This is a genomic window from Streptococcus sp. 544, from assembly GCF_013277385.1.
Lineage (GTDB): Bacteria > Bacillota > Bacilli > Lactobacillales > Streptococcaceae > Streptococcus > Streptococcus mitis_BA.
In genome coordinates this window covers 1-26,372 of record NZ_VMMU01000010.1, presented here as the reverse complement: position 1 = coordinate 26,372, position 26,372 = coordinate 1, and the positions used below count along the sequence as shown (strand labels likewise).

General features: G+C 40.6%; 11 protein-coding genes. 10 read left to right on the top strand and 1 reads right to left on the bottom strand.

Annotation, left to right across the window (positions count from 1 at the left end; genetic code table 11):
* The first annotated feature begins 70 nt into the window (after window positions 1-70).
* Window positions 71-11,362, top strand: coding sequence for a DUF1542 domain-containing protein (locus HT728_RS05665; RefSeq protein WP_173234284.1), 11,292 nt, complete (start codon window positions 71-73; stop codon window positions 11,360-11,362).
* A 219-nt stretch (window positions 11,363-11,581) separates the two neighbouring features.
* On the opposite strand, the gene HT728_RS05660 is transcribed toward HT728_RS05665, so the two are convergent.
* Window positions 11,582-13,678 carry a GH92 family glycosyl hydrolase gene (locus HT728_RS05660; protein ID WP_173234282.1) on the bottom strand — a complete coding sequence of 699 codons (2,097 nt, stop codon included), beginning with the start codon at window positions 13,676-13,678 and terminating at the stop codon, window positions 11,582-11,584.
* 170 nt (window positions 13,679-13,848) lie between these two features.
* Between HT728_RS05660 and HT728_RS05655 the strand changes: the two genes are divergently transcribed.
* The 9 genes from HT728_RS05655 to HT728_RS05615 form a co-directional block, all read left to right on the top strand.
* Window positions 13,849-15,129, top strand: a complete 1,281-nt coding sequence (locus HT728_RS05655; RefSeq protein WP_173234280.1) for a glycoside hydrolase family 125 protein — start codon at window positions 13,849-13,851, stop codon at window positions 15,127-15,129.
* Between the two features lie 204 nt (window positions 15,130-15,333).
* Entirely contained in the window at window positions 15,334-17,979 is a 2,646-nt protein-coding gene (locus HT728_RS05650) for an alpha-mannosidase (protein ID WP_173234278.1), read from the top strand.
* 83 nt (window positions 17,980-18,062) lie between these two features.
* Entirely contained in the window at window positions 18,063-18,932 is an 870-nt protein-coding gene (locus HT728_RS05645; RefSeq protein WP_173234358.1) for an ROK family protein, read from the top strand.
* The gene (locus HT728_RS05640) at window positions 18,926-20,806 is read left to right on the top strand and encodes a beta-N-acetylhexosaminidase (protein WP_173234276.1); all 1,881 of its coding nucleotides are present in this window, start codon (window positions 18,926-18,928) and stop codon (window positions 20,804-20,806) included. The genes HT728_RS05645 and HT728_RS05640 overlap by 7 nt, the downstream gene beginning before the upstream one ends.
* Window positions 20,807-21,477: 671 nt before the next feature.
* Window positions 21,478-21,993 carry a hypothetical protein gene (locus HT728_RS05635; protein ID WP_050242789.1) on the top strand — a complete coding sequence of 172 codons (516 nt, stop codon included), beginning with the start codon at window positions 21,478-21,480 and terminating at the stop codon, window positions 21,991-21,993.
* 341 nt (window positions 21,994-22,334) lie between these two features.
* The gene (locus HT728_RS05630; protein WP_173234274.1) at window positions 22,335-22,922 is read left to right on the top strand and encodes a hypothetical protein; all 588 of its coding nucleotides are present in this window, start codon (window positions 22,335-22,337) and stop codon (window positions 22,920-22,922) included.
* A 14-nt stretch (window positions 22,923-22,936) separates the two neighbouring features.
* The gene (locus tag HT728_RS05625; protein WP_033680294.1) at window positions 22,937-23,281 is read left to right on the top strand and encodes a hypothetical protein; all 345 of its coding nucleotides are present in this window, start codon (window positions 22,937-22,939) and stop codon (window positions 23,279-23,281) included.
* Complete coding sequence (locus HT728_RS05620) at window positions 23,281-23,715, top strand: protein-export chaperone SecB (RefSeq protein ID WP_000096817.1); 435 nt, start codon at window positions 23,281-23,283, stop codon at window positions 23,713-23,715. The genes HT728_RS05625 and HT728_RS05620 overlap by 1 nt, the downstream gene beginning before the upstream one ends.
* 598 nt (window positions 23,716-24,313) lie before the next feature.
* Window positions 24,314-26,372 (top strand): YSIRK-type signal peptide-containing protein (locus HT728_RS05615; protein WP_173234272.1); only part of this gene is annotated, 2,059 nt, incomplete at its 3' end.

Sequence of the window (26,372 nt, the reverse complement as noted above, 5' to 3'; positions counted from 1 at the left end):
CTCGCCCATGGCGAGGAATCTTTGCATGTAGATATGGACATAAAAAATATTTTTAAGGAGAACACAATAAGTGGAGAAAAAATCGCCTATGAGTCGTGTTGAACGCTCGCACCGTGAAAAAGTCACACGTTACTCAATCCGTAAATATAGTTTTGGAGCAGCCAGTGTAGCAGTTGCTGCCCTGTTCATGTTCTTGGGAAATGGAGCTGTATCAGCTAATGAGTTAAGCAAACAAGAGACATCTCTAGCAGCTCCAGGGCTAGCCTCTGAACATGAGGGACCACAAGAAGCAGAAAGTGCTTCGGTAGTAGCACCAGCTTCTGATGCCCAATCAACTCCAGCAGCACAACCAGTCGTAGAAGAACCAGCAAAACCAGCTGCACCAGAAGTAACAACTCCAGCTTTGGACAAAAAGCAACTTGAAAACTACATTTCAGAAGTTAAATCAAAACTTTCTGCAGGTACGTATGCTAATAAAACAGAGGAGAGCCTTGCTCTTTTGAATGGTGAATTGGCTTCTGCTGAGTCTGTACTCGCTTCTGCAACTAGTCAAGATGAATTGAACGTAGCTTACAGAAACCTTGTCACTACAGTAAGCTCAAAATTAAAAAACAAACCAAAAGATTCAAAAGACGCTCCGAAAGTAGATACTACTAACGGACAACCAACTGTAGGTAAAAAAGCAGAAAACACTGAGAAAAAATCAGAATCTAACGCAATCGAAAACACAGGTTTAAACGACCCACGTAACGATAAAGAGATTGATAAAGAGAATGCTTTCCGTACAGAAGCAACTGATAAAAATCATAGACCATTCACAAGAACTGAAGGGAATATTAGCTATACTGTAGAATTTTCTGATGATGCTACAAAAGAAGTCTATGCTTATAACGAAGAAGATACAGACATTGAGATTTCTGTAAATTCAACAACTGGTAAAAAACTAAAAGAAGTGACAGTTAAAAAAGGAAGTGGTCAGTATTTAGATGGAAGACCTATATCTTCGCCTATTAAACCAGTAGAAACAGATGGTTTCGGATGGTCGTACAGTTCAATTACAAGTCCAACAACAGGACCAGTAACAGTACGTGTAACAGGAAAACCAAATGAGACATTTAAAACAAATCCTAAAGTTGGATATACTAAACAAGAAAATCAAAATGCAGTATTAGGGGATAGATATTTACATATTGTTGATGAAGATGGAGACAAAATATCAGGTGGTACAAACTCATCTAATCCAGGTTACTTCAAAATGGTTGTTAAATCTCAAACATACAAATACAGCATCCAGCAACCAGAAAACAATGCGAATAAAATTGGTGTTTCAGATATTAACAACTTAACGGAAACTGATATTCAGAAAATTAAAGACCAAATCAAAATTGGATATTCTACAACTAGCCAAGATGCTAGACTAGAATCTAAAAAAGGTCAAGATTTAGATAATCAAGCTTCTGTAGTGAAAAGTATTGAAGTAAATGGACAAACTATCACTGTAACCTATAACGATGATTCAACAGACACAGCTTCAATTTCTGATGTGGCACGTACCAATAACGCACCAACAGTCGAAATTCCATTCTCTGATGCTGCAACAAAGCAGGTTTATGTTTATGGAGGAGAAGAAAATTCATTTGATATTAAATTCAAAGATGACTCAGGTAAGATCAAGAGTGCTGCAGTAGTTCAAGGCGGGAATAATGCATTTAATAAAGTAGAAGGTGAAGAAAATAAAGTAGATGTTGAGTGGGGATACACTGCGAACTTTATCGATGCTGAAACAACAGCAACAGAAGATTCACCGGCAATTATTAGTTATTCAGGAATGCCTGGAGGTAAGCTAACAAATAAACAATTAGAAACAGCCAGAACTAAAGGTTTAGTGTTAGGTAAGCGATATGCAACAGCGGCTGACTTAGATAATGCAATAATTAAAAATACTGCTCGAGGTAATTCGTTCCAAACAGACCCAGGAGCATTTGAAGTTGTATTGAAACCACAAACTCAAAAGTATGACATTCAAACACCAGCAGAAGCTGATAAAGTAGCAGTGGATGACGCGTCAGATGTGAGTGATGCAGAATTTAATAAAATCAAAGATAAGATTAAGATTGAATACTCTAAAAACAACATCGATGCTCGTCTGGCTGATAAAAAAGGTCAAGCTGTAGAAAAACAAGCAGACCGTATCACAAGCATTAAAAAAGTTGATAACAATGTAGTTGTAACCTATAAAGATGGTTCAACAGACACTAGACCATTGACTGATTTTGCACGTACAAACAATGCTCCAGAAGTAACAATCCCTTATTCTGTAGACGGTAAAAAAGATGTTTACGTGTATGCGAACGAAGATTTTGAAATTCCTATTAAATTTACAGATGATTCAGGAAAAGTAGCATCTGCTACAATTAAACGTGGTGGGAATCAGGATTCGCCAGCTAAAGATGAATCTAATCCTGATATTTTAGATAATGAGTACAATACAACAGTTGAAAAAATTTCTACTGAAACAGTAGCAACAGCAGAAAGTCCTGCTATTGTAAAAATTAAAGGTAATATTTCAAAAGATAACTCTGGAATTGCCGAGAGCAAATTCCCTAAAGAAGCAAATCAAGAACTTAAAATTGTAACTCGTTATGCAACTGCGACAGATACAGATGGTAAAGAAATCCATAATGTTGCTAAAGGTAGTTCATATGCAACTGACCCAGGTTCATTCACTATCAAACTAAAAGCTCAAACAGCAAAATATGATGTTAAAGAATTAGACGACGCTAACAAAACTGTTGTAAGTAATACTGCAACATTGACTCCTGAAGACTTAGCAACTGTTAAAGAAAATCTTCCATTAGAATACTCTAAGAAAAATGAAGATAAGAACTTAGAAGATAAAAAAGGAAAAGCAGTAGAAGCTGAAAATGCTAAGAAGGTTGTAAAAGATCTTGTTCAAGAGGGTACGAACTTAGTAGTAACTTATCAAGATGATTCTAAAGATACAATTCCTGTAGAGAAAGTTGTGAAATTAGATAAACAACCAGCTATTGATGCGGTTACTAACAAAGCGACAGAACAAATCGCAGCTATCAATGGTAACGATAAGTTAACACCAGCTGAAAAAGAAAAAGCTATTGCTGAAGTTAATAAAGATAAAGACGCAGCATTAGAAAAAATCGCTGATGCAACAAATGCAGCAGATATAACTGCAGGTAAAGATGAAGGTACTGGTGCTGTAGCGAAAGTAAATCCAATCGGTAAAGAAAAAGCTAAAGAAGAAATCGCTAAGACTTTGGAAGCTAAGAAGGATGCTATTGCGAACAATGATAGCTTAACACAAGCCGAGAAGGAAAAAGCTAAAAAAGATGCTGAAGACAAGGCAGCCGCCGCCCTTGCTGAAATCGAAAAACAACCAGCAACAGCAGAAACAGCAGCTGCGGCAACAGCAGCTCAAACTACTGTAAATGAAAAACAAGCTGAAGGAACCAAAGAAGTTGCTAAAATCAACCCAATCGGTAAACAAGCAGCATTAGACAAAATCGATGAAGCTTTAAAAGCTAAAGAAGCAGAAATGGATGCCCGCACTGACCTAACAGAGGAAGAAAAGGCAGAAGCGAAGGCAGAAGCTAAAAAACTTGCTGATGCTAAGAAAGCTGAAATTAAGGATAAAAATGATAATGCAGAAACGCCTGAAGCAGCTACACAAGAGCAAGGTAAAATCGATACAGCAGGCGATACTGGAAAAACACAGGTAGAGGGTGTTACTAAACCTGCTGCTAAAAAACCAGCAGCTAAAACAGCGGTAGAAACTACAGCCGCTGCTAAAAAGCAAGAAATTGCTCAAGACGCAGCCTTGACTGAAGAAGCTAGAGCAAAACTTCAAGCTGAGGTAGATGCTGTTAAGAAAGCTTCGGAAGAGGCAATCGATGGTGCTAAGAAAAATGCCGATGTTGATAACGCTAAGAAATCAGCAGAAGCAGCGATTAAAGCCATCAACTCTGCTCGTTTACCAGCGAACAAGGTAATTGCTGAAAATCCAACAGCCTTAAATGAGGATGAACGGAAAAAACTAGAAGATGCTATTAAAGCAGTAAACCCTCCTGGAACGACGGTAGTTGTTAAGGATGATGGAAGTGCTGAAGTAACCTTACCAGGGAAGCAAGCACCTGAAACATTAAAACAAACAGACCTAACAAAAGATGTAAATGCTTTAGATACTGCAGGTGGTGGCAACAACATCAACCGTCCAACGGATAAAGTGATTGTTGGAAATCCTGAAAGTTTGACAGATGCAGATAAAGAAAACATCAAAAAAGCTGTTCGTGAAGTAAACCCTAATGCTGTTGTGACAATTGATGACAATGGTACAGTAACGGTTTCAACACCAGAAGGAAATACAGCAGGATTCCCAGCATCAGAATTAGTACGTACATTAGCAGATGCAGCAAAAGATGATTCAGGTAATGCAGGAGTTCGTAAGCCAGCTGATAAGTTGGTTGGAGATGCAACAAATGCAGATCTTCAAGCAAAAGCAACTGAAAAACTGAAAAAATTGAATGGTGAAGATGCTAAGGTTAAATATGACGCTGAAGGAAATGCAACAGTAGTTCTTAAAGATGGAACAATTGCGACAATTCCAGCAGGTGACTTATTCAAGACAGAAGAAGACGCTAAGAAAGCAAACGGTGGAGATGACATCAACAAACCGAATGCCCAAACAGTTGTAGAAGATATTGCAGCATTAAGCCCAGAAGAACGTACTAAAGTAAAAGACGTGATTAAGGCGAAAGTAGAAGCCGTAAACCCAGGTGCAGTTGTAGTAGTTGACGACCAAGGAAACGCAGTTGTAACAACACCAGAAGGTAAAACAGCAGTTATTGACGCAGATGATTTAATTAAAAAACCTAATGAAACATCAACTGCCAAAGCTGGTAACAACATCAACAACCCAGCTGACAGAGTACGTGTTGCTGACAGTACACAATTAACAGATCCTGAACTTGCTCGAATTAAAGCAGCAGTTGAAGCAGTGAACCCAGATGCTACAGTAGTAGTAGATGACAACGGAAATGCGACTGTAACAACTAAAGATGGTAAAACTGCGACAATTCCAGTGGCAGATTTAGTCAAATCAGATGCGGATAAAGACAATGTAACTGGTGGAAACCAAGTAAACACTCCAGCTGATAGAGTAGTGGTGGACAGTACAGATGCACCATTACCACAAGAAGTTACAGACGCTATTAAAGCTAAAATTCAAGCAGTAAATCCAGATGCAACAGTTGTTGTAGATGAAAAAGGAAATGCAACAGTAACAACGAAAGACGGAGCTGTGGCAACAATCCCAGCGAGCGATTTAGTAAAAGCTAAAGCTGACTTAGCTGACCCAGCGAAACAAGATGCTGTAAACAAACCAGCAGATAAAGTAGTAGTTGATCCAGCACTAGTAGCAGCTGATAAAGATTTACCACAAGAAGCTAAAGACGCTATTAAAGCAGCAGTTGAAGCAGTAAATCTAGATTCTACTGTAGTAGTTGATGACAAAGGAAATGCAACAGTAACAACACCAGAAGGTAAAACTGTAGTGATTCCAAAAGCTGACTTAGTGAAGAAAGAAGCTGACAAAGAAACTGCTAAAGCAGGAAACAACATCAACAAACCAGCAGACAAAGTAGTTGCTGCTAAAGATGCCTTAACTCCTGAAAATATCGCAGCAATCAAAGCTAAAGTAGCAGCAGTAAACCCAGGTGCAACAGTAGTAGTTGATGCAAAAGGAAATGCAACAGTAGTTACACCAGACGGACAAACAGCAACAATTCCAGTAACTGACTCAGTGAAATCTCCAGAAGAAGCTAAAGATGAAAAAGCAGGAAACAACGTCAACAAACCAGCCGACAAAGTAGCAGCAACAAAAGCTGATTTAGCTGATGATGCGAAGAAAGCAGACGTTAAAGCTAAAATCAAAGCGGCTGTAGAAGCAGTGAACCCAGAAGGTTCAAAAGTATTCGTAGACGACCAAGGAAATGCAACTGTAACGACTCCAGACGGTAAGACAGCAACAATTCCTGTTGAAGATCTTATCAAAGATCCAGCAGCTAAAGATGAAGTAAATGCAGGAAACAAAGTCAACACTCCAGCAACGAAAGTGGTTGTAACAGATCCTGCTAATATCAAGGCTGATGAAGATAAGATTAGAGCAGAAATCCTGAAAGTTAATCCAGGTGCAACAGTTGCATTTGACGAAAAAGGAAACGCAACAGTCACAACAAAAGATGGAGCTGTAGCAACAATTCCAGCATCTGATTTAGCAAAAGATGCAGCTGACTTAAGGAACCCAGACAAACAAGATGAAGTTAAGAAACCAGCAGACAAAACACTTGTTAAGAAAGCAGGTAAATTAACTCCAGCTGAAAAAGATGCAATCAAAGCAGAAATTGCTAAGGTAAATAGAGATCCGAAGACAACTATCGTAGTTGATGACGAAGGAAATGCAACAGTAACAACTCCAGAAGGAAAAACTGTAGTAATCGCCAAAGAAGACTTAGTGAAATCTCCACAAGAAGTTGATGGTGCAAAAGCAGGAAATAACATCAACAAGCCAGCGGATAAAGTAGCAGCAGCGGCGGCAGATTTAGTTGGACCGAATAAAGATGAAGTTAAAGCTAAAATCCAAAAAGCTGTAGAAGCAGTAAACCCAGGTGCTACTGTCTTTGTTGATGACCAAGGAAACGCAACAGTAACGACTCCAGAAGGAAACACAGCAACGATTTCTGTAGATGACTTATTGAAAGATCCAGCAGCTAAAGAAACTCCATCAGCAGGAAACAAAGTAAATACTCCAGCTGAAAGAACAGTAGTAGCAAATCCAGCTGAATTAACTGATGCTGAAAAAGCTAAGATTACTGCAGCGATTCAAGCGGTAAACCCTGAAGGAACTAAAGTTGTATTTGACGAAGCAGGAAACGCAACAGTAACAGTACCGAATGAAGACGGTACTATGGCTACAGCGACAATCCCTGTAAGTGACTTAGTGAAATCAAATGCTGAAAAAGATCTATTAGATCCAGCTAAACAAAATCCAGTTAAGAAACCTATCGATCAAACAGTAGTTGCTAATAAAGATGCCTTAACTGATGAAGACCGTAAAGCTATTAAAGCTAAAGTTGAAGAAGTTAACCCAGGAGCAACTGTAGTAGTTGATGCAAAAGGAAACGCAACAGTAACAACACCAGACGGAAAAACAGCAGTAATTCCAGCGGATGATTTAGTGAAAACTGATGATGAAGTATTAAGCGATCCAAAAGCAGGTAACGTTATTAACAAACCAGCAGACGGCGTATTTGTTAAAGATGGACAAATCACGGATGATGTTAAAGCTAAAATCGCTGCTAAGGTTCAACGAGTAAATCCAGGTTCAACAGTATTTGTAGATGAAAATGGAAATGCGACAGTAACAACACCAGAAGGTAAAACTGCAACAATTCCAGTAGCTGATTTAACGAAGACTGACGCTGATAAAGCTAAAGTGAATGCAGGAAATAAAATCAATTCACCAGCAGACAGAGTGTTAGTGAAAGATAGAGATAAATTAACAGCGGAAGATATTCAAGAAATTGAGAAAAACATCTTAGAAGTTAACCCAGGAGCAACAGTAGTATTTGATGCAAAAGGAAATGCGACTGTTAAGAATGCAAATGGAGACATCGCAACAATCCCTGTAGAAGCCTTAGCGAAACCAAAAGCAGATCTATTAAAACCTGAGAAACAAGATTTAATTAAGAAACCTGTTGACAAAGTGTTAGTAACAGATCCAGCTAACTTGGATAAAGAAGCTATTAAGAAAGCTGTTGAGGAAGTGAATCCAGGTTCAACGGTGGTTGTTGATGACAATGGAAATGCAACGATAACTACAGAAGATGGTAGAAGCTTTGTAATTCCAGCAAAAGATTTAGTGAAAACTCCAGAAGAAGCTAAAAATGCAAAAGCTGGAAATAACATTAACAAACCAGCTGATAAAGTAGTAGTAGCTGATCCAACTAAACCATTATCTCAAGAAGAGAAAAAAGCGATTGAAGCTAAGATTAAAGCAGTAAATCCAGATGCAAAAGCGATCTTCGTAGATGATAAAGGAAATGCAACGGTAACTATAGAAGATAAAGATGGTAATACGGAAACTGCAACAATTCCAGCGGCAGATTTAGTAACAAGTCAAGAAGAAGCGAAACAACCAAATGCAGGAAACAAAGTTAACACACCAGCAGATAAAGTAGTTGTAAGCGATCCAGATCATTTATCAGACGAGGATAAAGCTAAGATTACAGAAGCAATCAAAGCGGTAAATCCAGAAGCTAAGGTGGCATTTGACGACAAAGGAAATGCAACGGTAACAACTAAAGATGGAGAAGTTGCAACAATTCCAGCGGCTGATTTAGTGAAAACTCCAGAAGAAGCAGCGAAACTAAATGCAGGAAACAATGTCAACACACCAGCTGATAAAGTAGCGGTTGATTCTACTAAACCATTAACGGAAGATGAGAAAAAAGCAATCGCAGCTAAAGTAGCAGAAGTTAACCCTGGTGCAACTGTAGCAGTAGATGACAAAGGAAACGCAACAGTAACAGTAAATGGTAAGACAGCGGTCATTCCAGCGGCGGCATTAACTAAGACAGCAGATTCAGCTAAAGAACCAAACGCAGGTAACGACGTCGTTAAACCAGCTGACAAGACAGTTGTAGAAGATCCAGAATCATTAACAAAAGACGAGCAAGATGCAATCGCAGCTAAAGTTAAATCTGTGAATCCAGAAGCTAAAACTGTAGTTGTTGATGACCAAGGAAATGCAACAGTAACAACTAAAGATGGTAAGACAGTGGTTATCCCAGCGAAAGATTTAGTGAAAACAGCAGCAGAAGCCGCTAAGCCAAACGCAGGAAACGATGTCAACACACCAGCAGATAAGACAGTCTTGGATCCAAATGACTTAGAAGCATCTAAGAAAGCAATCGAAGACAAAGTTAAAGCTGTAAATCCAGGAGCAACTGTAGTAGTAGACGACCAAGGCAACGCAACAGTAACAACTAAAGATGGTAAAGTAGCAGTAATTCCAGCGAAAGATTTAACTAAGACAGCAGATTCGGCTAAAGAACCAAACGCAGGAAATGACGTTGTTAAACCAGCAGATAAGACTGTAGTAGCAAATCCAGACTCATTAACACAAGATGAGAAAGATGCAATTGTTGCTAAAGTTAAAGCTGTAAATCCAGATGCGACTGTAGTAGTAGACGACCAAGGAAATGCAACAGTTACACCTAAAGATGGAAAACCAGTTGTAATCCCAGCATCAGACTTAACTAAATCAGCATCAGACGCAGCTAAACCAAACGCAGGAAACGACATCGTTAAACCAGCCGATAAGACTGTAGTGGCAAATCCAGACTCATTAACACAAGATGAGAAAGATGCAATTGCAGCTAAAGTAGCAGCCGTCAACCCAGGTGCTGAAGTTGTAGTGGACGACCAAGGCAACGCAACAGTAACAGTAAATGGTAAGACAGCGGTCATTCCAGCGGCAGACTTAACGAAGAATGCAGATGCAGAAAAGGCACCAAAAGCAGGAAACGACATCGTTAAACCAGCTTCTAAGACAAAAGTTGCAAATCCAGACTCATTAACACAAGATGAGAAAGATGCAATTGCAGCTAAAGTAGCAGCCGTAAATCCAGGTTCAACTGTAGTCGTAGACGACCAAGGAAATGCGACAGTAACTCTTCCAAACGGAAATACAGCAGTTATCCCAGCATCAGATTTAACAAAATCTGAAAAAGATGTGAACGATGGAAAAGCTAAAGACAATGCAGTTACACCAGCCTCTAAGACAAAAGTCGCAAATCCAAATGCCTTAACTGAAGCTGAGAAGAAAGCCATCGAAGATAAAGTTAAAGCAGCAAATCCAGGCGCAACTGTAGTCGTAGACGACCAAGGAAATGCAACAGTAGTTAAAGATGGTAATGTTTCAGTTATCCCATCAACAGACTTAGTGAAAGTTGAAGATGATGCTACGAAACCAAATGGTGGTAACGATGCGAACACACCAGCAGCTAAGACTGTAGTAGCAGATTCAGAGAAACTTAAAGATGCTGAAAAAGAAGCTGTTAAGAAAGCTGTAGAAGCAGTCAACCCAGGTTCAACTGTAGTCGTAGACGATAAAGGAAACGCAACAGTAACCAAAGGTGATGGCACAGTTCTTAACATTCCAGCTTCAGACTTAGTCATCCCAGCAGAAAAATTAGCTGACGAAGCTAAGAACGCTAAAGTGAAAACACCAGCTATCCGTACATTAGTTGGAAATAAAGAAAACTTAACAAAAGACGAAAAAGACGCTGTTAAGAAAGCAATTGAAGCAGTTAACCCAGGTGCAACTGTAGTAGTAGACGATAAAGGAAACGCAACAGTAACAATGCCAGACGGTTCTACAGCAACAATTTCTAAAGAACAACTAGTGAAGAATGCAGAAGAAGCGAAAGCTAAAAACGGTGGTAATAATCTTGATTTCGACTTGAGTAAAGTAACGGTAGCAAACCTTGCTAATATTACTCCAGAAGAAAAAGCGAAATTCCAATTCAAAGTTCTAGGTGCTATCACTAATGTAGAAGAATTCGATTTAGATGCTTACATTAAGTCAACAGAAGACGGAAATACAGTTTACACATCTAAAGATGGTAAAGTGAAAATTACAATCGACAAAGATGGTAATGTAACAGTCGACAAAGATGGTAAGAAAGAATTAGCTATTAACATTGACAAAGCTGGAAATGTAACGATTGTAACCAAAGAAGGTAAAGTATTAGCTATTTCAAGAGATGACGCATTCAAACAACGTCCATATGTACCATCAAATAGTGGAGGCAATAACGGAGCTACTAACACTGACGCAAAAGCAGATAAAGCGAAGTTGGAAGGTGCTATCCATCAATTAGATGAATTGTTCATCCAAGAATCAGCTAAGCTTGATGCAGAAACTGCAAAAGAAGCGACTGACTTATTGGCAGACGCTAAGAAAGTATTTGCAGATCCGAAAGCAAGCCAAGATGAAGTGGATGCAATGGTTAAACGTATCGAAGACTTTATGGCGAAAGTTGCTCCATCAACTGACCCTACAAGCCCAGCTAAGGACCAAGCTGCTCAAACATCAGATGTAACTCCAGCTACTGCTCAAGCAGCAGCAAACGCGCGTAAAGCAGCTAAAGAATTGCCAAATACAGGTACAGCAGATTCTACTGTAGCTATGGTAGCAGCTGCCGCAAGTGCCTTACTTGGTCTTGGTCTTGCAGGTCGTCGTCGTAAAGAAGACGAAGAAGCTTAATTGGTAGATTGTTTGATAGTTATCAGATAATAAATCCGATTTTCAAAGCTTAAACTCTTCGAAAATCAAATTCAAACCATGTCAGCTTCGCCTTGCCGTACTCAAGTACAGCCTACGGCTAGCTTCCTAGTTTGCTCTTTGATTTTCATTGAGTATTAAACAAGTACCTCTCATAAGAAAATCTCCTAGCAGGAAAGTCTGCTAGGAGATTTTTGCATTTCAGGAAGTGGATGAGTGACTTGGCAACCAGCTGAGGGTGAAGGTTAGTTGCTCAGCTTTTAGGAGGTCTTGGTGTTGAATAGTTGATACTAGTTTTTTGTCCAGTCGGCATTCTTTGACAAAGTTGAAGTGGCTGTGGTTTTGCTCAGTATGAATATCTAGCCATTTATCTTCTTTAGCCAGGTAGACTCGGAGGTGGTCAAAGAGAGGGATTCCGAGATCATAGCTTGGTTTTCCTGGACAGGTAGGATAAAATCCGAGAGCTGACCAGATGTACCAAGCAGAGAGACTGCCATTGTCTTCATCTCCAGGATAGGCTTGCCAACTTGGGTGAAAGGCTTTCTGACGTAAGGTCTTGATAAGAAGGGCAGTGTAGTCAGGGTAAATGCTGTAGCGGAAGAGATAAGGAATGTGGAAGCTAGGCTGGTTGGAAATGGCGAGTTGTCCAAAAGGAGCAGTAGCCATTTCGCTCATTTCGTGAATCTCGTAACCATAGCCTGTTGTCTCAAAGAGGGGAGCATCTTGACAGGCTTTTAAAAGATAGTTGCTAAAGGTTTCTTTTCCACCCATAAGTTGAATTAAATCTGGGATGTCGTGGAGAACGCCTAAAGTTGCTTGGATGGCAGAGCATTCGGCATAATCACGTCCCCAACTATAAGGAGAGAAGTCAGGGCGGAAGTTGCCTCGATTGTCTCGCGCTCGCATGTAACCTGTCTCAGTATCAAATAGATGGCGGTAATTTTGTGAAGCAGTCCTATAGGTTTCCGCGATGTCATTCTGACCTAGTTTTTTGGCACAGCTGGCGATACAAAAGTCACTATAGGCATAGTCTAGGGTATGACTGACACTTTCGTGGTGGTCGGTAGAGAGGTAGCCCAGTTCTTGGTATTGGGCTAATCCGTGACGACCATTGATGCCGAGAGGGTCGGCCTTGCTGGCTGTTTCAAGCATGGCTTGGAGGAGTTCTTCTTCTAGGTCGGGGGCCATGTCCTTGCAGGCGCTATCTGCGATAATACCGTCTAAAAGGGTACCTGGCATCATACCCCGTTCATCTGGAGCCAGCCATTTTGGAAGGAAACCAGTATCGCGGTAGCTATTGAGAAGACCTTCTAAAAAGCGGTGATAGTGCTCCGGTATGATAAGGGCAAAGAGGGGGAAGGTGGTACGGAAGGTATCCCAGAAACCATTGTTGCTAAAGAGGACACCAGACTTGACAGTTCCAGTAGCCAGATCTTTGTGGATGGCTTGCCCTGATTCATCAACCTCATAAAAAGTCTGTGGGAAGAGGAAGAGTCTGTAAAGGCAGTGATCAAAGAAGGTTCGATCAGCCTCTCCTGTCTCTATAATGTCAAAACGATGGAGGAGATTTTCCCAGTCCGCTTGTGCATTTGCTTTACAGTTATCAAAATCTACTTGAGGTAGATTAAGCAGTGCTTGAGAAGGCGAGATGAAAGAAGTGCCTAGTTGAATCTCTGCATGGCTATCTTCCAGGTCAATTCGCCAGTCTCCCCCTTCTTGGCTGACAGCAAGAATATCCGTATTCATTTGCAGGGCAGTGAATAGTTTTAGCGGATTTTTGTTAGTCTCAGTTTTTCCTTCTTGTCTCAAGGCCAGAGTTCGCTTATCTACCTGCTCCACTGTCAGTTCATCTCCTGCGTGAAGGTAGAGGGAGATGGTTTTGCCTTGCTTTTGCTCTAAGCGAATAGAAGCGCCGTAGCAAGTCGGTGTGAGCTGGCTTTCAATCTGATAGCGCAGGGAGAAAATTTTCAGATAATGAGGTTGGAAAGAGGCCTTATCTATGTCATAGGAAGATTGGCGGTGGAAGAGGCTGTCTCCACCCAGTTGACCGGTGACAGGTGTCAGAAGGAGCCAAGAGTAGTCGCCAATCCAAGGACTGGGCTGGTGGGTTAAACGAATCCCCTGAAAGATAGGCAGATGTGGATCGAAAAACCAAGCTCCCTCCTGGTCACTGGTCTGGGGCACAAAGTAATTCATCCCAAAAGGCACGCCTGTGTATGGCAGGGTATTTCCCCGAGAAAAGGCATGCTTGCTGGCAGTTCCAAAGCGGGTATCGATGGTTTCAAGTAGTGGTTTCATAGTCTTTCCTTTAGCTGTTTTTCTACATTATATCAGAAAAATAGAGCCTTTAGAAAAGGAGCTTCAAAGATAACTATTTTGTAGAAAAATGACTATCATTTGTGTATGTATTTTCTGTCTCAAAAGCTATATACTGAAAATGAAACTTGTTTGAAAGAGGATACTGCACGATGATTTATTCAAAAGAAATTGTTAGAGAGTGGCTAGATGAAGTGGCAGAGCGGGCTAAGGACCATCCAGAGTGGGTGGATGTTTTCGAGCGTTGCTACACCGACACCTTGGACAATACGGTTGAAATCCTTGAAGATGGTTCAACCTTTGTGCTCACAGGAGATATTCCTGCTATGTGGCTTCGGGATTCGACAGCTCAACTCAGACCCTACCTGCATGTGGCTAAAAGAGATCCCCTCTTGCGTCAGACCATTGCAGGTTTGGTCAATCGTCAGATGACCTTGGTACTCAAGGATCCTTATGCCAACTCCTTCAACATTGAGGAAAACTGGAAGGGCCACCACGAGACAGACCATACCGACCTTAATGGCTGGATTTGGGAACGCAAGTATGAGGTGGACTCGCTTTGCTATCCTTTGCAGTTAGCATATCTCCTCTGGAAAGAAACTGGCGAGACTAGTCAATTTGATAAAACTTTTGTCACAGCGACTAAGGAAATTATCCATCTGTGGACGGTGGAACAAGACCACAAGAACTCTCCTTATCGTTTTGTTCGTGATACCGATCGTAAGGAAGACACTTTGGTAAATGATGGTTTTGGTCCTGACTTTGCCGTGACAGGAATGACCTGGTCAGCTTTTCGTCCAAGTGATGATTGTTGTCAATATAGCTACTTGATTCCGTCAAATATGTTTGCAGTTGTTGTTTTGGGGTATGTCCAAGAAATCTTTGCAGAACTAGCCCTAGCTGATAGCGAGAGTGTTATTGCTGATGCCAAGCGTCTCCAGACTGAGATTCAAGAAGGAATCGAAAACTACGCCTACACAAGCAACAGCAAGGGCGAGAAAATTTATGCTTTTGAAGTGGATGGTCTAGGAAATGCTAGCATCATGGATGATCCAAACGTACCAAGTCTGCTGGCTGCACCTTATCTGGGTTACTGTTCGGTCGATGATGAAGTTTATCAAGCCACTCGTCGTACCATTCTGAGTCCTGAAAATCCATACTTCTACCAAGGAGAATACGCTAGCGGTCTCGGAAGTTCTCATACCTTCTATCGCTATATCTGGCCAATCGCTCTGTCTATCCAAGGTTTGACAACAAGAGATAAGGCAGAGAAGAAATTCTTGCTGGATCAGCTGGTTGCTTGCGATGGCGGTACAGGTCTTATGCACGAAAGCTTCCACGTGGACGACCCAACTCTCTACTCTCGTGAATGGTTCTCTTGGGCTAACATGATGTTCTGTGAGTTGGTCTTGGATTACCTAGATATTCGCTAAGGAGCGTGATTTATATTCTTCGAAAATCTCTTCAAACTACGTCAGCTTTATCTGCAACCTCAAAGCAGTGTTTTGAGCAGCCTATGGCTAGCTTCCTAGTTTGCACTTTGATTTTCATTGAGTATTAGTGCAACCGATTCTTGTCAGAATCACAAATTTACATTTAAAACATTAAAAATTTAATTTAGAATGAGGTTTTACTTCATGGAAAATGTTGTTGTACATATTATCTCACATAGTCACTGGGATCGTGAGTGGTACTTGCCTTTTGAAAGCCACCGTATGCAGTTGGTGGAATTATTTGACAATCTTTTTGATCTCTTTGAAAATGACCCTGAGTTCAAGAGTTTCCATTTAGATGGACAAACTATTGTCCTTGATGACTACTTGGAGATTCGTCCTGAAAATCGCGACAAAGTTCAACGCTACATTGACGAAGGAAAATTGAAGATTGGTCCTTTTTACATTTTGCAGGATGATTACTTGATTTCAAGTGAAGCCAACGTCCGCAATACCTTGATTGGTCAAGCAGAATGTGCAAAATGGGGCAAATCTACTCAAATTGGTTACTTCCCAGATACCTTTGGAAATATGGGACAAGCGCCTCAAATCCTTCAAAAATCAGGGATTCACGTGGCGGCCTTTGGGCGTGGTGTGAAGCCGATTGGATTTGACAACCAAGTCCTCGAAGATGAGCAGTTTACTTCCCAGTTTTCAGAAATGTACTGGCAGGGTGCGGACGGAAGTCGTGTCCTCGGTATCCTCTTTGCCAACTGGTACAGTAATGGGAATGAAATTCCAGTTGATAAAGATGAGGCCTTGACCTTCTGGAAACAAAAATTGTCAGATGTGCGTGCCTATGCTTCGACCAACCAATGGTTGATGATGAACGGATGTGACCACCAGCCTGTACAGAAAAATCTGAGCGAAGCTATTCGTGTGGCAAATGAACTCTTCCCAGATGTGACCTTTGTTCACAGTTCTTTTGATGAATATGTTCAAGCTGTGGAAGGTGCCCTACCAGAGCAGTTATCAACAGTTACAGGTGAGCTGACTAGTCAGGAAACAGACGGCTGGTACACACTTGCCAACACTTCTTCATCTCGTATTTATCTCAAACAAGCCTTCCAAGAAAATAGCAACCTCCTAGAGCAAGTTGTAGAACCCTTGACGATTATCACTGGGGGCCACAACCACAAGGACCAGTTGACCTATGCTTGGAAAACACTTTTGCAGAATGCGCCGCATGATAGTATCTGTGGCTGTAGCGTGGACGAAGTTCACCGCGAGATGGAAACGCGTTTTGCCAAGGTCAACCAAGTCGGAAACTTTGTTAAGACCAATCTTCTTAATGAGTGGAAGGGTAAAATTGCTACGGCTAAGGCTCAAAGTGATTATCTCTTTACTGTCATTAACACAGGCTTGCATGATAAGGTTGATACTGTCAGCACAGTGATTGATGTGGCGACTTGTGATTTCAAGGAATTACACCCAACGGAAGGCTACAAGAAGATGGCTGCTCTTACCTTGCCAAGTTACCGTGTGGAGGATTTGGATGGGCGTCCTGTAGAGGTTAAAATCGAGGATCTTGGGGCTAATTTTGAGTATGATTTACCAAAAGATAAGTTCCGCCAAGCTCGTATTGCTCGACAAGTGCGCGTGACCATTCCAGTTCACCTAGCGCCACTTTCTTGGACAACCTTCCAATTGCTGGAAGGAGAGCAAGAACACCGTGAAGGCATTTACCAAAACGGAGTGATTGATACGCCATTTGTAACGGTGAGTGTGGATGACAATATCACAGTCTATGACAAGACAACTCACGAAGCCTATGAAGACTTTATCCGCTTCGAAGACCGTGGTGACATCGGAAATGAGTATATCTATTTCCAACCAAAAGGAACAGAGCCAATCTATGCAGAGCTTAAGGGCTACGAGGTCTTGGAAAACACAGCTCGCTACGCTAAGATTTTGCTCAAACATGAATTGACCGTGCCTGTCAGTGCAGATGAAAAGCTAGAAGAAGAGCAAAAAGGCATTATCGAGTTTATGAAGCGTGAGGCTGGACGGTCAGAAGAATTGACAAGCATTCCTCTTGAAACTGAGTTGACTGTCTTTGTTGACAATCCACAAATCCGTTGCAAGACTCGCTTTACCAACACTGCCAAAGACCACCGTATCCGTCTCTTGATCAAGACTCATAACACGCGTCCAAGCAATGACTCAGAGAGCATCTATGAGGTGGTGACACGACCAAACAAACCAGCTGCTTCATGGGAAAATCCTGAAAATCCTCAACACCAACAAGCCTTTGTCAGTCTGTATGACGATGAAAAAGGAGTGACTGTATCCAACAAGGGATTGAATGAATACGAAATCCTTGGAGACGACACCATTGCAGTGACTATTTTGCGTGCATCAGGTGAGCTAGGTGACTGGGGCTACTTCCCAACACCAGAAGCACAATGCTTGCGTGAATTTGAAGTCGAGTTTGCGCTTGAGTGCCACCAAGCCCAAGAACGCTTCTCAGCTTATCGTCGAGCTAAAGCCTTGCAGACACCGTTTACCAGCCTTCAGCTTGCTAGACAGGAAGGAAGCGTGGCTGCGACTGGTAGCCTCTTGAGCCATTCTGTTCTCAGCATACCGCAAATCTGTCCAACAGCCTTTAAGGTAGCTGAAAATGAAGAAGGCTATGTTCTTCGCTACTACAATATGTGTAGTGAAAATGTACGTGTACCAGAAAGTCAACATCTCTTCCTTGACCTACTTGAACGACCATACCCAGTTCATTCAGGACTATTGGCTCCACAAGAGATTCGTACAGAATTCATCAAAAAAGAAGAAATTTAATTTCAAAAAGTAAACATCAAAAGAAAGGAGGGGCGAAAAGGTAAGAACTAACTGCTGATTCGCCCCTTTTTATGGTAAAAACAATGACCATTGCAACGATTGATATCGGAGGGACTGGGATTAAGTTTGCCAGTCTGACTCCTGATGGGAAAATACTAGATAAGACAAGTATCTCAACACCAGAAAACTTGGAGGATTTACTAGCTTGGCTAGACCAGCGCTTGTCAGAACAGGATTATAGCGGGATTGCTATGAGCGTTCCAGGTGCGGTCAATCAAGAGACAGGTGTGATTGATGGCTTCAGTGCGGTGCCCTACATCCATGGCTTTTCTTGGTATGAGGCGCTTAGCTCTTATCAGATTCCTGTCCATCTGGAAAATGATGCCAACTGCGTTGGACTCAGTGAATTACTGGCTCATCCAGAACTTGAAAATGCAGCCTGTGTCGTGATTGGGACAGGGATTGGCGGAGCCATGATGATCAATGGCAGACTGCACCGAGGTCGCCACGGTCTGGGTGGAGAATTTGGCTACATGACAACCCTTGCCCCTGCTGAAAAACTCAATAACTGGTCGCAACTAGCATCAACTGGAAATATGGTGCGATACGTGATTGAAAAGTCTGGTCAGACTGACTGGGACGGTCGCAAGATTTACCAAGAAGCTAAAGAAGGTAATACTCTTTGTCAAGAAGCTATTGAGTGCATGAACCGTAATCTGGCGCAAGGCTTGCTCAATATCCAGTATCTGATTGATCCAGATGTCATCAGTCTGGGAGGCTCTATCAGTCAAAATCCAGATTTTATCCAAGGTGTCAAGGAAGCTGTTGAAGACTTTGTCGATACCTACGAAGAATACACGGTCGCACCCGTTATCCAAGCCTGCACCTATCATGCAGATGCTAATCTTTACGGTGCCCTTGTTAACTGGCTACAGGAGGAAAACCAATGGTAACATTTACAGGACTTAGTTCCAAACAAGAGCAAGCAGTAGAGTTGCTTAAAAAGCACATTTCGCTACCAGATGTAGAGGTAGCTGTCGCCCAATCTGACCAAGCTTCTATCTCTATCAAGGGTGAGGATGGTCACTATCAATTGACCTACCGCAAACCTCACCAACTTTATCGTGCCTTGTCCTTGTTGGCAACAGCTCTAGTAGAAGGTGATAAAGTAGAGATTGAGGAACAAGCAGCTTACGAAGATTTAGCCTATATGGCTGACTGTTCGCGCAATGCGGTGCTGAATGTGGCTTCTGCCAAGCAGATGATTGAACTCTTAGCTCTCATGGGCTATTCAACCTTTGAACTTTACATGGAAGACACTTACCAGATTGAAGGGCAGCCTTACTTTGGCTATTTCCGTGGAGCCTACTCAGCTGAGGAGTTGCAGGAAATCGAAGCCTATGCCCAGCAGTTTGACATGACCTTTGTGCCATGTATCCAGACCTTGGCCCACTTGTCTGCCTTCGTTAAATGGGGTGTCAAAGAAGTTCAGGAGCTCCGTGATGTGGAGGATATCCTCCTTATCGGCGAAGAAAAGGTTTATGACCTGATTGATGGTATGTTTGCTACTCTATCTAAACTGAAGACTCGCAAGGTCAATATCGGGATGGACGAAGCCCACTTGGTTGGTTTGGGACGCTACTTGATTCTGAACGGTGTGGTGGATCGTAGTCTCCTCATGTGTCAACACTTGGAGCGCGTGCTGGATATTGCTGACAAATATGGTTTCCACTGCCAGATGTGGAGCGATATGTTCTTTAAACTTATGTCAGCGGATGGTCAGTACGACCGCGACGTGGAAATTCCAGAAGACACTCGTGTCTACCTAGACCGTCTCAAAGACCGTGTGACCTTAGTTTACTGGGATTATTATCAGGATAGCGAGGAAAAATATAATCGCAATTTCCGCAATCATCATAAGATTAGTCGTGACCTTGCATTTGCAGGGGGAGCTTGGAAGTGGATTGGCTTTACACCTCACAACCATTTTAGCCGTCTAGTGGCTATCGAGGCAAATAAAGCCTGCCGTGCCAATCAGATTAAAGAAGTCATCGTGACGGGTTGGGGGGACAATGGTGGTGAAACTGCCCAGTTCTCTGTCCTCCCAAGCTTGCAAATCTGGGCAGAACTAAGCTACCGCAATGACCTAGATAGTTTGTCTGCTCACTTCCAGACCAATACTGGTCTATCGGTTGAGGACTTTATGCAGATTGACCTTGCCAACCTCTTGCCAGACTTGCCGGACAATCTCAGTGGCATCAATCCCAACCGCTATGTCTTTTATCAGGATGTTCTCTGTCCTATCCTTGACCGACACATGACACCTGAACAGGACAAACCGCACTTTGCTCAGGCTGCTGAGATACTTGCTGAAATCAAAGAAAAAGCTGGTGCTTACTCTTACCTCTTTGAAACTCAGGCCCAGTTGAATCAGATTTTAAGTAGCAAAGTCGATGTGGGAAGACGCATTCGTCAGGCTTACCAAACGGATGATAAAGAAAGCCTGCAAGAAATCGCCAGACAGGAATTACCAGAACTTAGAAGCCAAATCGAACACTTCCATGTCCTCTTTAGCCACCAATGGCTGAAAGAAAACAAGGTCTTTGGCTTGGATACAGTTGACATCCGTATGGGCGGACTCTTGCAACGCATCAAGCGAGCAGAAAGCCGTATCGAGGCTTATCTGGCTGGACAGCTTGACCACATCGACGAACTAGAAGTGGAAATCCTGCCATTTAACGACTTCTACGCAGACAAGGACTTCGCAGCCACAACAGCCAACCAGTGGCATACCATTGCGACAGCTTCAACGATTTATACGACATAAAAAACAAGAACACCTTGCCTGGCGCAGGGTGTTTCGCGTGAAACAGAAGAATTATCTAGTTTCAAATGCCACAGTTAGACAAACTTATGCTAGAATAGCAGAAAGGGAATGTTTCCTAAGAGCAATTCTATCGATTAGCAATTGGAGGTATTGTGGTACACTTAAAATTAGTAAAACAAGTGTTTTTTTGTGATGGTTTCAGATAAGAGAACTTTTTTAAGTTTGTTGAGGGTGTAGCTAATACGTATCAAGTCTGGTAGATTGAGAAAACTTGACAAAAAATTAGATAGTGCTAGAATAACATTAACGAAAGACATTTGAGGGCAGAAAGGTTCCTGCCACACCTTGCAAAAGGGTATCTGAGATGCTGGGTACACCGACCAGCCAAAGGGTCCGTTATTTCAAAGGAGGGGCTTAAATGCTCCTTTTTTATTTAAAAATTTCAAAATAGATTACACTCACCGCAGGCTTAGGCTTGCGTTTTTTTGTTTGACAAAATTAAAAAAATGTGTAAGAATAAGTAGAATTGAAAACAGGAAAACTCACCTCCTTTCGATTCGTCTAGCCTTTTCGTGAGGCAATGAGGGGGCGGAGAGACGCGCTCGTCAACAGAAGTATCTCATTGGAAATGTTGCTCACTTTTTAGTGAGCTTTTTATCTAGGGAATAGAAATGAAAAGCAAAAAATTAAAATTAGGTCAAATTGATTTAAAAATGTGCAAGGATTACGACCTTATTCAAGCGATGGACTATGACTTTAAGACGAAGGAAGTAATGAATAAAGGAAGGGGATTTGCGGTAACTGTTGTCAAAATACAGGGGCTAACTTTCTTGATTCCATTTAGAAGTTACATTCCTAAAAAGTATCAATTGAAGTATAAGCTTAGAAATTCAGCAAAAGAAGGATATGTTGAAGGATTAGATATTGGTAAAACATTGATTTTAGAAGATAAAAGTTATTTACTAAATACCACTTTTCGCCTTCGGAAAGTCGAAGATTATTATAAAGTAATGGATAATGATAAAGCTATAATCAATAAGTTAGTGAAAGCTATTATAGACTATAACCGTGCTTTAGAAATGAACGATAGAAACAAACTTGAAGATCCTAAACGCTTTAAATTCTCAACATTCCAGAATTATTCTACTAGATTAAGAGTCATAACAGAAAAAGACTATTTAGAATAGATAATGTTTCCGCAGGCTTAGGCTTGTGTTTTTTTATAGTAGATTGAAATAAGATTTGAACAAATTGATTAGGAAAGTCAAATTAATTTCTAGAAATGTTTTAGTAGTCGTAGTGTACTGTTCTAGTTCCAATCCACTCTATTCTTCAAAAAAGCCCGATTTTATGGGGTTTTAATTCTGATAAAATCCGATAATTTCGGCATGATAAGGTGAGGTAGTTATTGTCTTAATGCTCAGTTACGTTCTGGAAATCGCTAGAATTTTTTCAAAAAAGCCCGTAATAGTTGAATTATCTAAGCTTTAACAGTATAATTAAGCTAGTAGCTTCATCAGGAGGTTCTATGCTACAATATAGTGGGTGGCACGGCACCACCAATAAAAGGAAAGAAAAGATTCTATCTGCTGGGTTTTCTTATGAGAAATATAAACCTGGTATTCATAAACAGAGACATCCGAACGACTTGGGTAATGGTATTTACTTTTTTCTACCTTTTAACAAAGATACTGGTAAAACGATTGCTTCTGCTTATGTCGCAAAGTATAAGTCATTTGAACTAAGCAAACCTGGGGTTAGGCCTGAGTTAATTCATGCTAAAATCACCCTAAAATCTATAGATAAGATTTTTATTTTAGATAACCCAAAAAACCAAAGGTTATTAGAGGAATATCGACAAGCGGCATCTATTCAAATTGAACGTGAGATTGCAGGTATTTCAGGTAGCGGAGCCAAAAATAGAGCTACTCTTCTTAACCAAAATCAAGGATTAATTATTGAACTGTTGCTTGATTTAGCGTCTCAGCATGGGAAGAATTATGAAGCCGTGCAGTCTAAAACATATACAGATATTCCATTTTTACCAGTAATTGACGGAAAGAATGGAGAGGAAATTTGTATCCGTGATTTAAATTGTATTACAAACATTTTATAAATAAGGAGGCTTTTATGAGTTTATTGTCAAACTTTTTAGGAACTGAAGAATTTTCTTTGATGGATTCTCCAATGTTCCAAGAATTAGTTGAAAATATTAAGGCCAACAAAATTTATTCAGTAAACAATGAATTTGATTATGATTTGAATATATCAGGAAGTCTTAAAAAATATAAAGATGAAATCCATTTTACTCCTCAATTAAATAATCAAAAAGAGTTTGATGATTTGAATTCTATAACTAAAGTAAATGCAATGCCTGAATATAATATAAAAAACAAGAAGTCATGTTTTTCATATTTACCAATAGATTCTGAAAACTTAATTACAACAAAAGAAAATAGTGAGGTGGCAGCTTAATGTCCTCTTTACAATTTAAAGATTATTTTTTAAATGAAGTATCATACCGAAGAAATCCTAGTTTTGACCAAACAAATAGTACTATTAATTTACAGCCTGAATTGTCTGCACAGATTTTAATAAGAAAATCTGAAAACCTTGCTTATGTTAACTTGATAACAAAGCAAGGAAATATAGATTCAGATGATTCTGCTTTTGAGCTTATTGTAGATATTGTTGGAGAATTTTCATTTATATATGACGATACAGAATTTGATATTGATTTTGAAACTTTTCTTAAAGAGAATGGCTTAGCAATTCTTTGGTCCTATATTCGGCCTATCGTATCTGATATGATTACTCGGGGTAATGAGTTCCCAAACTTCATATTGCCTGTCGTTAACATTAAAAAAATGCTTGAAGACAAAGATTCTATCAAGTTAACATACGAATAAAAACAGTGTATGTATTTTTCAAAGCTCCAATGAAATGCTTTCACATTTAAAAGGTATTCGGAGAACTATAAATCAAAATTGTGATAAAAATAAATAGGATCAAAGAGTTTTGTATGATAGTAGTTGCAATTTAAACTCTACCTTCTTCGAGACTCAGCTATCAATGAAAATCACCAGAAGGGCAGTATTTTAACGGCTCTTCTGGTGGTTTTTGAATTGTTTGGTTAGTGTGAGATATGAATAATTTGGGGTTTAATATTCTTCGAAAATCTCTTCAAACCACGTCAGCTTCCATTTGCAACCTCAAAACAGTGTTTTGAGTAACCTGCGGCTAGCTTCCTAGTTTGCTCTTTGATTTTCATTGAGTATAAAAGCAAGAACACCTTGCCTGGCGCAGGGTGTTTCGCGTGAAACAGAAGAATTGGCTAAGATGCATCATATCAAGCTTAGTTCATAACATTTGATTTATAAAACAAAAAAGAGTATAATGAATTATGCCAGTCTAAAATTTACATAAAAATTTTAGGGGGGGGGCTTTTTATTTGCCCTCCTTAATATATATCAACAGATAATTATCGCAAAAGGAGTAGGATTATATATGTTTTATAAAGGTAGCGAAGATAGAGAAAAACGCTTGCGGTTTTCGATTCGTAAGGTTAGTTTTGGTGCTGCATCGGTAGCGGTGGCAACGCTCTATCTTTTTATGGGGAGCGGAGTTGTATCTGCTGCTGAAAAAGATTCTGGAGATAGAGGAGTGCACCAAGTAGAAGGACCTGACTCAAGGAGTAATTCAGATAAGATAGAGCATTCTCAAGGAGATTCTAATCAAGAAAATTTGGATCATTCTGATAGTACAAATGTAGTAAAGGAGAAGGCTAGTGGTGCTGAAGGAATTGAAGGTGAAGCAACTGGAGCTGTTACTACTTCTAAAGATACAAATTCAGTTTCAGATAGAGTTCAAGATGGAAGAGATTCTCAAGAACAATCTGTCTCTGATACTACTCCATCCAACTCCTTAGAAGATAAACCTAAGAAGAGGTCGCGCCGAGATCTTTCAACATCTTCTGAACAAACTGACGATCCTGCTGCGAATCAAGTTTTTGAAGCGCCGAATGAGAATGAAAATGTAGACGGACTGCTGGCTAAGCTAGTGAACTTATCTAATACAATTAACAACGAAACAAAACTTGCAGATATAGATAAGGTTGCGGCAACCAAGGGTATAGCCCCGGGTGAAGTAAAAGAATTAAATGAGTTCGGAGGGTGGAAGGCTGTAATAGATTCAGACGGACAGGGGAAGTTTGCGGTTGCAAGAAAAACAGCAAACGGTGTCTTTCCAATTGAGACAGTGAATACTGTAAAACAAAATAATTACACAAATAGGACATGGACTTCAGAGTCTGTCTTAGATCGTGGAAATGAACATGTCTTGCTTTTATCAGAAGTAAGAACTCAAGCAACTAGAACTCAAAAAGTATTTGATAAAACAGAGTATAAAGACAATTATGAGGGCAATACAATTGCTAGAGGTTTAACAGGCTATAATGGGATAGAAAAAACATTTAAAGCTTTTTCTCCTACTGTCGGATCAACTACAAAGGTTTCGTTTAAGACGGGATATACAGGAGATATAGATGGTAGTAAAGCTAAATATAAGGTTGAGGTTCTGGGAAGAACTGACGAGACTAGCACCCCTGTCCGTCTTTATAGTGTAACTTTTGATCCTTCAAGGAAAAACACTACTCCTGATATGAAAGTGATTGCGGCTAGGGATGGAAATTCTTCATATATTGATACTTCTAGAGGTAATACATCTACAGATACCCTAAACACAAAATTAGCTGAAAGAGGAAAGAGTCCTAACGGAACGACAGGGACCTTTACAAGTAAAGATATTGAGATTCCTCCTGGATACACTGAATATACTGTGCGTATCAGTTCTGCTGATAATACTCGTTTAGGTATGGGGTACCAAGTACCGTGGAAGCACTATGCTCTACCTATCGCTGGATTAGAGTTTAGTATAACTCAGGATACTAAAAAAGCAGCTAAAGCGTTGTTGACTAAGACGTATGATAAATTAAAAGAACAATTAGATGACGATACTAAGTGGTCAACGCCAGAAACCAAAGCAGTCTATGAGGCAAAATTGCAAAAAATTAAAGATGCACTGAATTCTGACACTAGTACTACAGCTAGCTACAAAACAGTAGCAGAAGATGCTGTAGCGCAGCAGAAAAAGTTGAATGAAGAGGTGCAAATTAAAAAGAAAGCAAACGATGCTGTAACTGCTAAGTTGACTGAAAAAGAGCAAAGTATTGAAGATAATGGTCACTTGTCGCCAACTGAAAAGTCTAGGGCTAAGGAGCAGGCAAAAGAGGAAGCTAGAAAAGCGAACCTTGCTATTACAGGTGCTGGTTCTCAAACAGCGGTCACAACAGCTCAAGCTACCGGAGAAGCCGATGTTCAGAAGGTGAACCCAGTAGGGAAAGAGAAGGCAAAACAAGCCATTCAAGATGAGTTGGATGCCAAACTTCAAGCCATTGACAACAACAATAAGTTAAGTCAAGGTGAAAAAGACGCAGCTAAGGAAGACGCGAAAGCGAAAGCCAAAGCGCAGACAGATGCCATCGATAAACAGCCAGCCAATGCGAATA

Coding starts and splice junctions, on each gene's coding strand:
- HT728_RS05650 (WP_173234278.1), top strand. CDS start 15,334: ATGGAAAATGTTGTTGTACATATTATCTCACATAGTCACTGGGATCGT.
- HT728_RS05655 (WP_173234280.1), top strand. CDS start 13,849: ATGATTTATTCAAAAGAAATTGTTAGAGAGTGGCTAGATGAAGTGGCA.
- HT728_RS05640 (WP_173234276.1), top strand. CDS start 18,926: ATGGTAACATTTACAGGACTTAGTTCCAAACAAGAGCAAGCAGTAGAG.
- HT728_RS05625 (WP_033680294.1), top strand. CDS start 22,937: ATGAGTTTATTGTCAAACTTTTTAGGAACTGAAGAATTTTCTTTGATG.
- HT728_RS05620 (WP_000096817.1), top strand. CDS start 23,281: ATGTCCTCTTTACAATTTAAAGATTATTTTTTAAATGAAGTATCATAC.
- HT728_RS05645 (WP_173234358.1), top strand. CDS start 18,063: ATGACCATTGCAACGATTGATATCGGAGGGACTGGGATTAAGTTTGCC.
- HT728_RS05660 (WP_173234282.1), bottom strand. CDS start 13,678: ATGAAACCACTACTTGAAACCATCGATACCCGCTTTGGAACTGCCAGC.
- HT728_RS05630 (WP_173234274.1), top strand. CDS start 22,335: ATGCTACAATATAGTGGGTGGCACGGCACCACCAATAAAAGGAAAGAA.
- HT728_RS05635 (WP_050242789.1), top strand. CDS start 21,478: ATGAAAAGCAAAAAATTAAAATTAGGTCAAATTGATTTAAAAATGTGC.